The following is a 14,126-nucleotide window of genomic DNA, read 5'->3' on the forward strand; positions in this document are numbered from 1 at the left end:
TTTAGAACTGGAGCATGACACCATCACCGCTCGCCACCACCCCCCTCGCCGGCCGCACCGCCCTCGTGACCGGCTCCACCAGCGGCATCGGCGCCGCGATCGCCCGCACCCTCGCAGCGGCAGGCGCCGTCGTCCTCGTCACCGGGCGCGACGCCGCGCGCGGCCAGGGCGTCGTCGCGAGCATCACGGACGACGGCGGAGAGGCCCGCTTCCTCGCCGTCGACCTCGGCGCGGACTACCCGGCCCTCCGGAGCTTCGCGGCGGATGCGACCGCGCTGCTCGGCGGACGCATCGACATCCTGGTCAACAACGCAGGCATCTACCCGGCCACACCGACCGCCGACCTCGCCGACGCGGACCTCGACGCCATGCTCGCCGTCAACCTCCGCGCACCCCACGTCCTCGCGGCGGAGCTCCTCCCCGCCATGGTCGCGGTCGGCGGTGGAGCCGTGGTCAACGTCGGCTCCTGGATGGGCTCCGTGGGCAACCCGTTCGCCGCCATGTACACGGCCACGAAGGCCGCCGTGGAGCAGTTCACCCGCTCCTGGGCCGCCGAGTTCGGCCCGCGCGGGGTCAGGGTCAACACCGTCTCGCCCGGAGTCACCCTGACGCCGGGTAACGAAGCCGCCGCCATGGTCCTCGACGCGATGGCCGCCACCACACCGGCCGGCGTGGTGGTGCAGCCGGAGGACATCGCCGAGGGCGTGCTCTTCCTCGTCTCCGACGCGTCCCGCATGATGCAGGGGAGCGTTCTCGCGATCGACGGCGGTATCTCGTCGACGCGGTTGGGCTGACCCATGGGAACCAGGACAGGAACACGATGAGCGCCTTCACCTCACCCTTCACGGCGGAGAGCACGGCGCTCGACGTCGTCGCCGACGTCGACCTCGGTGGCCGGTCGGCGGTGGTGACCGGCGCCGCGTCCGGCATCGGCGTCGAGACCGCGCGCGCTCTCGCCCATGCCGGGGCGCAGGTGACCCTCGCCGTCCGGGACCTCGACGCCGGGGCGCGTACGGCGGACGACATCCGCGCGACCGTGCCGGGCGCCGTCGTGCATGTGGGGAGGCTCGATCTCGCCGACCCCGCCTCCGTGAGAACCTTCGCCGACGCGTGGACGGGCCCGCTGCACCTGCTCGTGAACAATGCGGGCATCATGATGACGCCGGAGCTCCGGACGGCGCAGGGCTGGGAACTGCAGTTCGCGACGAACCACCTCGGGCACCTCGCGCTCGCGCTGCACCTCCACCGGGCGCTCGTTGCTGCCGACGGGGCGCGGATCGTGTCGGTCAGTTCCAGCGGTCACGGGAACTCCGACATCGTGTACGGGGACCTGTTCTTCGACCGCCGGCCGTACGACGCCGGTCAGGCCTACGGGCAGTCGAAGACGGCGAACGTCCTGTTCGCCGTCGAGGCCACCCGGCGGTGGGCGGAGGACGGCATCACCGCCAACGCGCTCATGCCCGGCGGCATCTGGACCAATCTGCAGCGCCACTGGGATCCCGACGTCCTCGCCGCGGTGAAGGCGCAGTCCGCCGCCGCTGGGTTCACCGGCAAGACCCCCGCTCAGGGCGCGGCCACCTCGGTGTTCGCGGCCACCTCACCCCTGCTCGACGGCGTGGGCGGGCTGTACCTGGAGGACTGCCGGCAGGCGGAGACGGTCCCGGCGATCGTCGACGGCCTGTACGGCGTGCGGCCCTACGCGCTGGACCCCGCGAACGCGGAGCGGCTGTGGGACGTGTCGATCGGTCTGCTGGACGGCGTCTGAGCAGCCGGACGCAGGAAGGGGCGGACCCATGCGGATCCGCCCCTTCCTTCACTGCCAATTTTCCCTGCGAAGCGCCTAGTAGAGCGCGGCCTCCGACTCGGTGGCCGGCGTCACGCCATGGCCGAGGTTCGCGGCCAGCTTGGCTCCGAGCTCGGCGTCCACGTTCGCCCAGTACTGGATGGCGCGGGCGCGGATGTCATCGCTCTGCACCCCACCCACGGCACCGGTGATGGTCTCGAGGAAGCGGGCGCGCTGGGCGTCGTCGAACACCTCGCGGTACAGCGTCCCGGCCTGGCCGAAGTCGTCGTCCTCGGCGTGCAGCGAGTGAGCCGCGTAGACGAGGTCGCCGTCGTTCTCCCAGCCGCCGTGCGCGCCGTACTGCGACGGATCGGCCGCGGGGCCGCCCACCGAGTTCGGTGCGTACACGGGAGTGGACGCCGAGTTGAAGTGGTAGCGCGCGGCGCCGTCCTTCGAGTAGTTGTTGACCTCGTTCTTCGGCATGTTCACCGGCAGCTGCGCGTGGTTGGTCCCCACGCGGTAGCGGTGCGCGTCCGCGTAGGAGAAGATGCGCGCCTGCAGCATGCGGTCCGGGCTCGCGGCGATGCCGGGCACGAAGTTCGACGGCGCGAACGTGGCCTGCTCGATCTGCGCGAAGTAGTTCTCCGGGTTGCGGTTCAGCGTGAGCGTGCCCACCGGGATCAGCGGGTAGTCGCCCTGCGGCCATACCTTCGTGAGGTCGAACGGGTTGAAGCGGTAGTTCTTGGCGTCGTCGAACGGCATGATCTGGACCTTGAGGTCCCAGCTCGGGTGGTTTCCCTTGGCGATGTTCTCCGAGAGGTCGCGCAGGTGGTGATCGGCGTCCGAACCGGCCAGGGACTCCGCCTCGTCGACGGTGAGGACCTCGTGGCCCTGGTTGGACTTGAAGTGGTACTTGACCCAGAACTTCTCGTTGGACTCGTTGATCCACATGTAGGTGTGCGAGCCATAGCCGTTCATGGTGCGCCACGAGTTCGGCAGGCCGCGGTCACCCATGAGCCAGGTCACCTGGTGCGCGGATTCCGGGCTGAGCGTCCAGAAGTCCCACTGCATGTCGGCGTCGCGCAGGTTGGTGCCGGGAAGGCGCTTCTGCGAGTGGATGAAGTCGGGGAACTTGATGCCGTCGCGGATGAAGAACACCGGGGTGTTGTTGCCCACGAGGTCGTAGTTGCCCTCGGAGGTGTAGAACTTCAGGGCGAAGCCGCGGGGGTCGCGCCAGGTGTCGGGTGAGCCCTGCTCGCCTGCCACGGAGGAGAACCGGGCGAGGGTCTCCGTCGTCGCGCCCTTCTGGAAGAGCGCCGCACGGGTGTACATGCTGACGTCCTCGGTGGTCTCGAACACGCCGAAGGCTCCGCCGCCCTTGGCGTGGACCACGCGCTCGGGGACGCGCTCGCGGTTGAACTGGGCGAGCTTCTCGATGAGGTAGTGATCGGTCAGGGGGATGGCGCCGTCACGGCCGAGGACGGACGAGTTGCTGTCATCGATGACCGGGGCGCCGGACTGCGTGGTACTGAACACGGACATGGTGCTCCTTCTTCTAGGGATCGTCAGGGGTGGTGTGGGGGCGCGCCGGTTCCGGCGCGGCAGTCGTCGCAGAGGCCCTGGTACATGACCTCCGCGATCTGGATGGTCATGCGTCGGGCCCCGGCGGACCATGCGGGGGTGAGGCAGGGTGCGTGACCCACGGCGCAGTCCACGTCCTCGATGCGCCCGCAGCCGGTGCAGACGGCGTGGTGGTGGTTGTCGCCCACGCGCGTCTCGTAGCGGGCGGGGGAGTGGGGCGCCTCGATGCGACGCAGCAAACCGAGGTCCGTGAGGTCCGCGAGGATCACGTAGACGGACTGCACGGTGATCTGGGGTAGTGCGGCGGCCATCGCGGCAGCGACGTCGTCGGCCGTGGAATGCGGGACCTGCTCGACGGCGGCGAGGACGGCGAGGCGCTGGCGCGTCACGCGACGTCCGCCCGCATGCAGGGCAGCCGCCCAGAGGACCTCTCGGGCCTCGGGGGTGGCTGCTGTCTGCGTCATGGCCCCATCCAACCACTAAATCTGAGTTAGTCATAATAAGCCGCGTCGGTATCCGTGCCCCGCAGCTCCGCCGTCCTCGCTACCGTGGGGAGGGTGAATCTCCTGAAACGCGGCTGGGCCTGGGCGCTCGATTACGCCTACGTGGGCTACTGGCAGACCCACGGCTTCCTCTTCCGCGTGGACCCCGCGCAGTACCTCACGCCTCCGCCCGACGCCCCGCCCGGCAAGGTGCCCGTGCTCCTCATCCCCGGGATCTACGAGACCTGGCAGTTCATGCGGCCCGTAGCCCGGCACCTCCACCTCGCCGGCCACCCCGTGCACGTGGTGCAGAAGCTCGGCTACAACCGGGGCACGGTGGAGCAGATGGCCCGCGTGGTCGCCGCGTACCTCGAGGAGCTCGAGCTCACGGACGTGGTGGTCGTGGCCCACAGCAAGGGCGGGCTGATCGGCAAGTTCCTCATGACCGTGCCCGACGCCGGAGCGCGCATCACCCGCCTGGTCGCCGTCAACACCCCCTTCTCGGGCTCCATCTACGCGGAGTTCTTCCTCCTCCCCAGCATCCGCGCGTTCTCGCCGCGCAACCGCACCCTCCGGACGCTGCGCGCGAAGCTCGACCTCAACGCCCGCATCACGTCCATCTACGGCCGCTTCGACCCGCACATCCCCGGCGGCAGCCACGTGGAGGGCGCGCGCAACATCCAGCTCGACACCATGGGGCATTTCCGCCCCATCAAGGACGAGCGCGTGCTGCACGAGATCGACCGCGCCCTCGCGGCTGCGGAGCCCGGCACCCCCTGACGCTTGCGGTCCCGGCCCTGCGGCGACAGGCTGGGTCCATGCCGAAGGACGCCGTCCCCTCCGATGATGCTTCCGTGCGCATCACGGACCTCGGTGCGCCCTCCCCGGTAGGTGACGCCACGGACCCGGCGCCCGCGCCGCACGCCGGAGCACGACGACGACGCGCGCTCGCCGTCGCCGGCCTCCTGCTCCTCGCGGGAGCGGCCTACACCGCGACCGCCGTCCCTGCACCACCCTCCGCGACCACGCCCGTGCAGCCCCGGGCGGGTGTACCCCTCGACGTTTGTACCGTGAACCCGGACGCCTGCCCGTCGCCCGTGCCGACGGACGCCCGTGTCCGCTTCCTGCCCGACGGGCTCACGGGCACCACGGGGTCCGTGATCATCTGCGACCCGGACACGGGAGCCTGCGCACCCCGTCGCGCGGGTACGTTCACAGCGTGCGACGCGGTCGAGAGCCTGCAACCCGGCCTCGGCAGATTCCCGCAGGAGGTTGCGAGTGATCTCGTGCTGCCCGAAGGGCAGGCGCCCTTCGTAGCCGCCGGGCCGGGCGGCATCCTGAGCGCCGTCGGTCTCGCGTACCCGGACGGCACCGTGTCCGTGTGCGGGCCGATCGAGTGGCCGTACGTCCTGGAGGGCCGGGAGATGACGCAGGACATCTCGGCCGACGAGTCCGCCGCCTACCTGACGGACGGCCAAACCATCGCCTACCGGATCGCCGCGGATGGGAAGCTGGAGCTCGTAGGGGTGCGCTCCACGGACGGGAGGGTGACCGAGCTTGATTGAGGCGCTTCCCGCCCCGGGCGGAGGCCCCTACGGAGAGGAGGAGGTCGAGATGCGGATCGTGGTTCTGGACGACTACCAAGGGGTTGCCGCCGGGTACGCGCCGTGGGACTCAGTGGCGGCGGACGTGGAGTTCGTGCGCCGTCCCGTGTCCGACGACGACGACCTCGTGGCGCTGCTCGAGGGCGCCGACGTCATGGTGGCGATGCGGGAGCGGACCGCCTTGACGGCTGCGCGGCTCCGGCGAATGCCCGGCCTGCGCCTGCTGGTCACCACCGGCAGGGCGAACGCGACGATCGACCTCGACGCCGCCGCTGCCCTCGGGATCGTGGTGTGCGGCACGGACTCGCCGCCGTCCGCCACCGCTGAGCTGACCTGGGGCCTGATCATCGCCGCCCTCCGCAACATCCCGCTGGAGCACGTCGGGATGCGCGACGGCGGCTGGCAGACGACCGTGGGTGGCGATCTCGAGGGCCGGCAGCTCGGCGTGGTGGGGCTCGGACGGCTGGGGGCACGGGTGGCGCGGATCGGCCTCGCGTTCGGCATGGACGTGGTCGCGTGGAGCCAGAACCTCGACCCCGAGCACGCGGCGGGGCTCGGCGTCCGAGCGGTCACGAAGGAGGAGCTGCTGAGCACCTCGGACGTCATCACGCTCCACTACAAACTCAGTGATCGAAGCCGCGGCCTCGTGGGGGCAGCCGAGCTCGCGCTGATGCGTCCGTCCGCCCTCCTCGTGAACACCTCCCGCGGGCCGTTGATCGACACCGATGCCCTGGTGGAGGCCCTCCGCGAGGAACGTATCGGCGGAGCCGCCCTCGACGTCTTCGACGTGGAGCCGCTGCCCGCCGACCACCCGCTCCGCAGCACCCCGCGCACCGTGCTCACACCGCACCTCGGGTACGTCACGGACGGCACCTACCGGGTCTTCTACACCCAGGCGGTCGAGGCCATCGCGGCGTGGATGGGCGGGAACCCCGTCCGCAGGCTCGCCTAGCCCTCTCTGCGCGAATCGTTGCCGGTGCGAACCACTGCACCACTAGACTCGTGCCGTGCCCCGCCTCCTCGCCGACATCACCCCGCTGAAGGAGTCACCGGCCTTCCGCAGGCTCTACATCGGCACCGCGCTGTCCGCCATCGGCACCCAGCTCACCATCGTGGCCGTCAGCCTGCAGATCTACTCCCTCACGCAGTCGACGTTCAGCGTGGGCCTGCTCAGCCTCTTCGCGCTCGTGCCCCTGGTCGTCGCCGGGCTCTACGGCGGAGCGATCGCCGACGCCCAGGACCGCCGGAAGGTTGCACTCTGGTCCGGGCTCGCGCTGTGGGGCACCACCATGGCCATCGCCGCGCAGGCGTGGATCGGCGTCGACAGCGTCTGGCTGCTCTACCTCCTCATCGCCGTCCAGTCCGGTGCCGCGGGCATCAACCAGCCCACCCGCAGCTCGATCATCCCGCGCCTGGTGCGGCCCGAGCTGCTGCCCGCCGCCAACGCGCTCAGCATGATCACCTTCGGGCTGGCGTTCACGCTCGGCCCGCTGCTCGCCGGCGTGCTCGTGGCGCAGGTGGGCTACGCCTGGACGTACACGGTCGACGTCGTCACGTTCACCTTCGCACTGTGGGCGCTCTACAAGCTCCCGCCGCTGCCGCCCGAGGGCCAGACGCGCAGGGCCGGGCTCGCCACGGTGCTCGAGGGCTTCCGCTTCCTCGGCACCCGCCCCAACATCCGCATGACCTTCATCCTCGACCTCATCGCGATGATCTTCGCCCAGCCGCGCGCGCTCCTGCCCGCCGTCGGCGCGGTACTGATCGGTGGAGGGGAACTCACGGTCGGCATCCTGCTCGCCTCCGGCGCGTTCGGGGCGGTGCTCGCCGGGCTGTTCTCCGGGCCCCTCGGGCACATCCACCGGCAGGGCCTCGCCGTCATCTGGTCCATCGTGGGGTGGGGTGCCTCCGTGGCCGGCTTCGGACTCGTGGTCGTGATGGCCACCTCCTCCGCCCTGCCCCGGCCCGGCGAGGGCGAGCTCTCCGTGTGGGTGCTGCCCGCCGCGGCCTGCCTCGTGCTGGCAGGCATCGCCGACTCGATCAGCAGCGTCTTCCGCAACACCATCCTGCAGTCGGCCACACCGGACGCCATGCGCGGGCGCCTGCAGGGCGTCTTCATCGTCGTCGTCGCCGGTGGCCCACGCCTGGGCGACATGGTGGCGGGCGGTCAGGCCACGTGGCTGGGAGAGGGGTGGACCGCCGTCGTCGGCGGGATCGCGTGCGCCCTCCTGGTGCTCGCCGTCGCGCGTTGGCAGCCGCGCTTCGCACAGTACGATTCGCGGCGTCCAGAGCCCTGAGCCCGGCGTACCGTCAGCCTGGACTCGTACCATGACAGGAACGGGCAGCGCGGGTCCGCCGTTTCACCTGACGGGCCCACGCGCCTCTCTCGTCACAAGGAGTACCAGTGCACAACCACTTCAACGGGGCCAAGACGGCACTGCTGTTCGGCGCCCTCATGGGGGTCTTCCTCGTCTTCGGTGCGGCGATCGCCGCCGCGACCGGCAGTTCCATGTTCATCTGGCTGTTCGCGCTGATCGGCGTCGGCTCGATCTTCTACAGCTACTGGAACAGCGACAAGATCGCCATCCGGAGCATGCGCGCCGTGGAGGTCACGGAGCAGCAGGCGCCCGCCATGTACCGGATCGTGCGGGAGCTGAGCGCACGCGCGCAGAAGCCCATGCCGCGGCTCTACGTCTCGCCCACCATGGCGCCGAATGCGTTCGCCACGGGCCGCAACCCCGAGAACGCAGCCGTGTGCTGCACCCAGGGGATCCTGCAGCTCCTCGACGAGCGCGAGCTCCGCGGGGTGCTCGGCCACGAGCTCATGCACGTCTACAACCGCGACATCCTCACGGGATCCATCGCGGCGGCCGTGGCGGGCGTCATCACGTCCGTGGCGCAGATGTTCGTCTTCACCGGCATGATGGGCGGGAACCGCGGGCAGGGCGGCAACCCCATCGGGGCGCTGCTGCTCGCGATCCTCGCGCCGCTCGCCGCGGGCCTCATCCAGACGGCCATCGGCCGCACGCGCGAGTTCGACGCCGACGAGGACGGCGCCACGCTCACGGATGACCCCCTGGCCCTCGCCTCGGCACTGCGCAAACTCGAGAGCGGTACGCAGCGGGCACCCCTGCCGCAGGACCAGCGGCTCGTGAACACCTCGCACCTCATGATCGCCAACCCGTTCCGCGGCGGCGGCATGAGCAGGCTGTTCGCCACGCACCCGCCCATGGGCGAGCGGATCGCCCGCCTCGAGGGCATGGCCCGGGCTCCCCGGCGCTAGGCGTCACCCTCCTCCGCACTGCAGCACGAATGACGGCGGCCCCGCCTTCCAGCGAAGAAGTGGGGCCGCCGTCGTCGTGTCGTCTCCTGCAGGGTCAGCGCATGTTCACGAACTGCAGATCGGCCTCGTCGAAGCCCTTGAGCAGGGCCATGGTGGCCTGGAGGTCATCGCGTGACTTCGAGCTGACCCGGAGCTCGTCGCCCTGGATCTGCGACTTGACGCCCTTGGGCCCCTCGTCGCGGATGAGCTTGTTGATCTTCTTCGCGAGATCCTGGGCGATGCCCTCCTTGATCTCGGTCTCGAGCCGGAACTCCTTGCCGGAGGCGTAGGGCTCTCCGGTCTCGAGCGACTTCAGGGAGATGCCGCGCTTGATCATCTTGGACTGCAGGACGTCGAGGACCGCGAGTACGCGCTCCTCCGAGTTGGCTTTCATGAGGATCTTCTCGCCGCTGAAGTCCACCTCCGCGCCGACCCCCTTGAAGTCGTACCGCTGGACGATCTCCTTCTGCGCCTGGTTCAGCGCGTTGGCGACCTCCTGCTTGTCCACTTTGCTCACGACGTCGAACGTGGATTCACTCGCCACGATGCCTCCTGGAGATGGTTGGGTTTTCTGGCCTCCAGCTTATTGCCAACCCCGCTCGACGGCGCCGCGCCCTTCACAGCCCGCACCCAGCGGGAGCGGGAGGGGAGTACAGATTCCGGTGACACGGTGAGGCCAGACGATGCACCGAAGGAGCGAGAAAGATCATGCCCGACCAGCCACGCCGCCGCTACCGCGTCCGCCTCCGCAAGGCCCTCGCGGGTTCCGTGTTCGCCGCGGCCACCGCCGCCTCGATGACCGGCTTCGGTGCAGCGCCCGCCCTCGCAGCCCCGACGAGGGTGGTGAGCGCGAGCTCCGCCTACGCGGACGACGCCGGGCGTGGCCTGGACGACGTCGTTCTCGGGGCGGACACGGCGTCCATCGTGGGAGGGGTGGATCTCGCCACCACCGCGTACCCCGCGACGTCGGACGGCGAGCGGCTCGCCGGCGTGCGCGCGGACCTCGACCGCGCGGTCCTCCTCCGGTTGGTCACCTCCGAGCAGGCGAACGCCTTCTACGCGCAGATCGAGCGGCGCGTGGCTGCCGGTCTCTAGCCGACGGTCGATTCGTCTCGGGGCGGGTTTGTCTGTAAAGTTCTTTTGTCCGCGCTTGCCGCGGGCGGTCTTCCAGTGAAGACGTTCGGCAGATTACCCGAGCGGCCAAAGGGGGCTGACTGTAAATCAGCTGGCAACGCCTACGGGGGTTCGAATCCCTCATCTGCCACAGGACCGAGAGGCCGGTACAGCCGTTGGAGACAACGGAGGTGCCGGCCTTTCGCATGGGATCGACGATGTGCAGGTCGACCCGCGGGAGTCCATCCGCTCCTTCGGAGCAGGTTTTCCGGCCTCCCGCAATACCGCCGCACGCTCCCGAGAACTGTCAGGAGCCGCCCCTACAGTGAGGAACGAGGGGCAGGAGGGCCACCATCACCAGTGAACCGAACGCCCGGATCGGGTGGCTCGACAGCCTGCGCGGCGTCGCCATCCTCCTCGTCGTCCTGCTCCATGCCGGTGAAGCGCTCCGCATCGCCACAGGTCCCGTGCCCGGGGTCGATCAGGTCAACCTGTTCCTCGAACCGTTCCGCATGCCGGTGCTCATGTTCCTCTCGGGCATCCTGCTGCCGCAGTCCGTCGCGAAGACCGGCCGCGAGTACTTCGCCGGCAAGGTGTCGATGGTCGCGTGGCCCTATGTCCTGTGGTCGGTGATCATCCTCGCCGCCAGCGGGGACCTCGCAGTCACGTCGCTCGCGCAGATCGCCTACTTCTCGCCGACGTACCTCTGGTACCTGTGGTTCATCCTGGTGTTCTACGTGCTCGCGTTCCCGCTCAGGCGTGTGCCACCGCTGGTGATCGCCGGCGTGGGCTTGGGCGTCTCCTTCCTCCTGCCCGACGCGAGCAGGGCCGAGACGATGGCCTTCCTCGCAGCCTTCTTCTTCTTCGGCGCGTGGTGCGCGAAGCACGCCGGGGCCGTGGAACGGGCCATCAGCAGGCCCTGGGTCCTGGCGCTCGCGGCCGCCTCGGCCGTGACGGTGGGCGTGCTCAGTGTCGCCGGACGCGACGTGCTGTACCGCGGCGAATTCGTCTGGGGCGTGCTCGGCGCGCTCGGCGTCCTCTGCTGGGTCTTCCCCCGCCTGCCCACGGTAAGGACGACGGCCGCCCTCGAGTTCGTGGGTCGCTACTCCCTCGTGTTCTACGTGGCGCACCTCGGGCCCATCATGATCGCGTTGGCCCTGGCCGACTCCGCCGGCCTCTCGGAGGGCTGGTTCATGCTGCCGCTCCTCGTGCTCGTGGGGGTGGGCGCGCCCCTCGGTCTGGCATGGATGTATTCGACGCGCCGGCACGCGTCGGTCAACCTTCTGTTCGAACTCCCCGCGCTCAAGAGGAGGCCACGCGACCGTGCCTCACGCTTCCGGGGGCTGCGGCAGGCCTAGCCGCCTCCGCACCTGACCGGGATGCCGCCTGTTAGGGTGCGTCATCATGACCTCCTCGCCGTCAGATCCGCACTTGCTGGCCCTTGCGGAGTCCTTCAGGACCACCCTGCGCCACGCCGTGTACCTCAGCCGGTCCATGGAGGAGCCGGGCGACATCACCACCATGCAGATGAGCACGCTCGGCATGGCGGCGGACCAGCCGCTCAGGGTCAGCCGCGTCGCAGCGAACCTGGGTGTCCGCGTACCCTCCGCGACCGAGCAGATCATCAAGCTCGAGCAGGCGGGCCTCGTGACGAGGCGGCCCGACCCGACGGACTCACGCGCCGTCCTGGTTCACCTCACTGAGAAGGGGCGCAGTGCCTGGGAGGGTGCGAGCCGCCGTCGCAACGAGCGCGTCGCGGCCCTCCTGGCACAGCTCGACGACGACGAGACGGCCGTGCTCGCCGCCGCGCTCCCGGTCATCGAGAAGCTCAACCACAGCAGCTAGGACCCGGCCCGGGAGTGACGCTCAGCCCGCGAGGATCGCCGTCGTCCCGGGGTCCTGGACGCCTGCGAAGTAGCGCTCCAGGATGTCGCGGAACACGCCGCGGGTGGGATCCGCGCGGTGGAAGAGGGTCATCGAGGACTGCAGTTTGCGGGCGTCGATGCCGCCGAGCACCGCCGTGGCGTCCGACCCGTCGAGGTGGAGAAGGGCCGCGGCACACTCCTCGAGCCGCGCTCCGAGGACCGGATGCGCCAGGTAGGCGCGGGCCTCCTCGAGCGACGCGATCGCGTACCGGACCGACGTCGGGCTGCTCCCGAGGCCGGAGATCTGCGGGAAGACGAACCACATCCAGTGGCCGGTCTTCCTCCCACGCCGCAGTTCCGCGAGCGCGCCCGCATAGGTGCCGTGGGCGTCCTGCGCCTCGACGAAGCGGGCGAGGCCGTGGGGATCGGTCACAGGGTCTCCTCGGGTCTCGTGCCTGGGGCTCTTCTTCGGTAGCGAACACGCCTGACAGCGCTCGGCGCGGTCGCTAGCCTTGAAGGATGTCGACTATCAATATCACCGAGGCAAGCTTCCCCGAGACCATCGAGGGCAACGACATCGTGTTCGTTGACTTCTGGGCCGAGTGGTGCGGACCGTGCAAGCAGTTCGCTCCCGTGTACGACGCCGTCTCGCAGCAGCACGACGACGTCACCTTCGCGAAGGTGGACACCGAGGCCGAGCAGTCGCTCGCGGCCGCAGCGGGCATCACCTCGATCCCCACGCTCATGGCATTCCGGGACAAGGTGCTCGTGTTCTCCCAGCCGGGTGCGCTGAACGCCACGCAGTTCGGCGAACTGGTCGACGCCGTGAAGGGCCTCGACATGAAGGCCGTCCACGAGCAGATCGCCCAGCAGCAGACCGAGGGCAGCGGCCCCGCCGCGCAGTAACCCTGCCGGCTGCCGACGTTCCGGGTAGAAAGAAACCCCGCACTCCTCGAGGGCGGGGTTTCTTCATGCTCCGGCAAGGTTGCACGAGTCCGCCGGGTGGGGCGGGATCAGGCGGGCTGGTCCGACCGGACGATCTCGGCGGGCTTGGCGAGCAGTGCGCTCAGTGATTCGCCGAGGTCCTGCACCGCGGGCCCGCGGAGGTGGGTGTCGAGCAGTTCGGTGCTCTCCCACTGCTCGGTGAGGACGATGCGGTCCTCCTGCGCGTCGGTGATCTCGTACTGGATGCATCCGGGTTCCTGCACCACCTGCTCGATCGCGATCTCCAGGGCGAGCTTCACGCGGAAGAACTCGCCCTCGAGCGGGGTGAACACAGCGGTGACATCGACTTTTTCGCTCATGACTCCACCCTAGCGCCGGGGACCGGAGGGAACCGGAGAGGCGGATGGGGGAGTCAGCGTGAGCGGTGGTCCTCCGGCGAGAGGCGCGGGCCGAAGGTCGGCTTGCGGAAACCGCTGGAGTAGAGGGAGCGGACCACGCGCTGGCGCTGCCCCTTCCAGGGCTTCAGCAGTTCGATCATCCCGGCGTCGTCGGTCCGCCGTCCCGTGAGGGCCGCGCCCACGTACGCCGCGAGGTGATAGTCGCCCACGGAGATGGAATCGGGGCAGCCGTGTGTGCGCTGAACCACTTCCGCGACCGTCCAGACACCGATGCCGGGGACGGAGCGGAGGCCGGCGGCCACGGCGTCGCCGCCCGGCTTCGACGCGAGGCGCTCCAGCCCGGAGGCCACGAGCGCGGCCTTGAGGATCGTCGTCGACCTCTTCGCATCGACGCCGGCCCGGTGCCAGTCCCAGGAGGGGACCCTGCGCCACTGCTCGGCCGTCGGAGGGAGGCGCAGCCCTGCGGGTGCCACGTCGCCGGCACCCGGAGCGGCGTCGCCGTACCGCGTGAGCAGGTACCGCCATGCCCGCTTCGCCTCGATGCCGGTGACCTTCTGCTCGAGGATGACGCGGGCCACGGTGTCCAACATGCGGCCGGAGGCGGGGAGGCGCAGCCCGGGGTTCAGGTACCTGCCCTTCCGCGCCAGGTCGGGCAGGGTCGCGCGGAACGCGGCGTCGTCGAACGCGCTCCAGTCGTCGTCGGAGCCGAGGAGGCGCGGCAGGCATTCCAGGGCACTCCCGGCACCCGGGCCCCAGGCGGTCGCGCGGACCCGGCTCTCGTTGAGCGTGCCGTGCTGGCGCAGCGCGAGGGTCACTGGACCGTCGGCGCTGCGGAAGGCCAGCCAGTGGATCGGCGCCTGGACGATGAAGGAGGGATCATGGGCGCCGCACTGCAGCGTTCGGATTGTCCTGGCGAGGTCGTACGGGCCGTCGGGGATCCACTCCGCGGTCTCCGCGCCCGGGAGTGCGACGGCGGGGGCGATGCTCATCCGTTCATGGTGTCACGGCGGCGCGACGGTTCAGGGGCGCCACGACC

General features: G+C 70.0%; 17 protein-coding genes and 1 tRNA gene. 12 read left to right on the forward strand and 6 right to left on the reverse strand.

Features of this window, described 5'->3' with window-relative positions; all coding sequences use genetic code 11:
* The first annotated feature begins 14 nt into the window (after positions 1–14).
* Entirely contained in the window at positions 15–794 is a 780-nt protein-coding gene (locus AC4D12_RS02765) for an SDR family NAD(P)-dependent oxidoreductase (RefSeq protein WP_490948251.1), read from the forward strand.
* Positions 795–820: 26 nt separating this feature from the next.
* Positions 821–1,765, forward strand: coding sequence for an SDR family NAD(P)-dependent oxidoreductase (locus AC4D12_RS02770; RefSeq protein ID WP_490948252.1), 945 nt, complete (start codon positions 821–823; stop codon positions 1,763–1,765).
* A gap of 75 nt (positions 1,766–1,840) precedes the next feature.
* On the opposite strand, the gene AC4D12_RS02775 is transcribed toward AC4D12_RS02770, so the two are convergent.
* Positions 1,841–3,325 carry a catalase gene (locus tag AC4D12_RS02775; RefSeq protein ID WP_490948253.1) on the reverse strand — a complete coding sequence of 495 codons (1,485 nt, stop codon included), beginning with the start codon at positions 3,323–3,325 and terminating at the stop codon, positions 1,841–1,843.
* Positions 3,326–3,348: 23 nt separating this feature from the next.
* Complete coding sequence (locus AC4D12_RS02780) at positions 3,349–3,828, reverse strand: Fur family transcriptional regulator (protein WP_490948254.1); 480 nt, start codon at positions 3,826–3,828, stop codon at positions 3,349–3,351.
* A gap of 93 nt (positions 3,829–3,921) precedes the next feature.
* Between AC4D12_RS02780 and AC4D12_RS02785 the strand changes: the two genes are divergently transcribed.
* The 5 genes from AC4D12_RS02785 to htpX all read left to right on the forward strand — a co-directional run bounded on the left by AC4D12_RS02785 (position 3,922) and on the right by htpX (position 8,730).
* Positions 3,922–4,626, forward strand: a complete 705-nt coding sequence (locus AC4D12_RS02785) for an esterase/lipase family protein (protein ID WP_490948255.1) — start codon at positions 3,922–3,924, stop codon at positions 4,624–4,626.
* A 38-nt stretch (positions 4,627–4,664) separates the two neighbouring features.
* Positions 4,665–5,411, forward strand: coding sequence for a hypothetical protein (locus AC4D12_RS02790; protein WP_490948256.1), 747 nt, complete (start codon positions 4,665–4,667; stop codon positions 5,409–5,411).
* A 49-nt stretch (positions 5,412–5,460) separates the two neighbouring features.
* On the forward strand, positions 5,461–6,402 hold the full coding sequence (locus AC4D12_RS02795) for a D-2-hydroxyacid dehydrogenase family protein (RefSeq protein WP_490948257.1): 942 nt from the start codon (positions 5,461–5,463) through the stop codon (positions 6,400–6,402).
* A gap of 55 nt (positions 6,403–6,457) precedes the next feature.
* Positions 6,458–7,744, forward strand: coding sequence for an MFS transporter (locus tag AC4D12_RS02800; RefSeq protein ID WP_490948258.1), 1,287 nt, complete (start codon positions 6,458–6,460; stop codon positions 7,742–7,744).
* A gap of 107 nt (positions 7,745–7,851) precedes the next feature.
* The gene (gene htpX, locus AC4D12_RS02805; protein ID WP_490948259.1) at positions 7,852–8,730 is read left to right on the forward strand and encodes a zinc metalloprotease HtpX; all 879 of its coding nucleotides are present in this window, start codon (positions 7,852–7,854) and stop codon (positions 8,728–8,730) included.
* Positions 8,731–8,824: 94 nt separating this feature from the next.
* On the opposite strand, the gene AC4D12_RS02810 is transcribed toward htpX, so the two are convergent.
* Complete coding sequence (locus AC4D12_RS02810; RefSeq protein WP_490948260.1) at positions 8,825–9,313, reverse strand: YajQ family cyclic di-GMP-binding protein; 489 nt, start codon at positions 9,311–9,313, stop codon at positions 8,825–8,827.
* Positions 9,314–9,477: 164 nt separating this feature from the next.
* Here AC4D12_RS02810 and AC4D12_RS02815 point away from each other — a divergent pair, with 164 nt between their 5' ends.
* From AC4D12_RS02815 to AC4D12_RS02830, 4 genes are all read left to right on the forward strand, one after another.
* Positions 9,478–9,864 (forward strand): hypothetical protein, encoded by a 387-nt coding sequence (locus AC4D12_RS02815; protein ID WP_490948261.1) that lies wholly within the window; start codon positions 9,478–9,480, stop codon positions 9,862–9,864.
* 87 nt (positions 9,865–9,951) lie between these two features.
* Positions 9,952–10,033, forward strand: a tRNA-Tyr gene (locus tag AC4D12_RS02820).
* Positions 10,034–10,259: 226 nt separating this feature from the next.
* On the forward strand, positions 10,260–11,240 hold the full coding sequence (locus tag AC4D12_RS02825) for an acyltransferase family protein (protein WP_490948765.1): 981 nt from the start codon (positions 10,260–10,262) through the stop codon (positions 11,238–11,240).
* A gap of 46 nt (positions 11,241–11,286) precedes the next feature.
* Positions 11,287–11,727 carry a MarR family winged helix-turn-helix transcriptional regulator gene (locus AC4D12_RS02830; protein WP_490948262.1) on the forward strand — a complete coding sequence of 147 codons (441 nt, stop codon included), beginning with the start codon at positions 11,287–11,289 and terminating at the stop codon, positions 11,725–11,727.
* 21 nt (positions 11,728–11,748) lie between these two features.
* On the opposite strand, the gene AC4D12_RS02835 is transcribed toward AC4D12_RS02830, so the two are convergent.
* A complete protein-coding gene (locus AC4D12_RS02835; protein ID WP_490948263.1) occupies positions 11,749–12,180 on the reverse strand; it encodes a DUF1810 domain-containing protein in 432 nt (143 codons plus the stop codon).
* An 86-nt stretch (positions 12,181–12,266) separates the two neighbouring features.
* Between AC4D12_RS02835 and trxA the strand changes: the two genes are divergently transcribed.
* The gene (gene trxA / locus AC4D12_RS02840; protein ID WP_490948264.1) at positions 12,267–12,653 is read left to right on the forward strand and encodes a thioredoxin; all 387 of its coding nucleotides are present in this window, start codon (positions 12,267–12,269) and stop codon (positions 12,651–12,653) included.
* A 107-nt stretch (positions 12,654–12,760) separates the two neighbouring features.
* On the opposite strand, the gene AC4D12_RS02845 is transcribed toward trxA, so the two are convergent.
* Both AC4D12_RS02845 and AC4D12_RS02850 read right to left on the reverse strand, forming a co-directional pair.
* The gene (locus AC4D12_RS02845; RefSeq protein ID WP_490948265.1) at positions 12,761–13,051 is read right to left on the reverse strand and encodes a putative quinol monooxygenase; all 291 of its coding nucleotides are present in this window, start codon (positions 13,049–13,051) and stop codon (positions 12,761–12,763) included.
* Positions 13,052–13,104: 53 nt separating this feature from the next.
* Positions 13,105–14,079: a DNA-3-methyladenine glycosylase family protein gene (locus tag AC4D12_RS02850; protein WP_490948266.1), complete on the reverse strand. Its 975-nt coding sequence runs from the start codon at positions 14,077–14,079 to the stop codon at positions 13,105–13,107.
* Between the last annotated feature and the right edge of the window lie 47 nt (positions 14,080–14,126).

Source organism: Arthrobacter sp. TJ-266, from assembly GCF_058269115.1.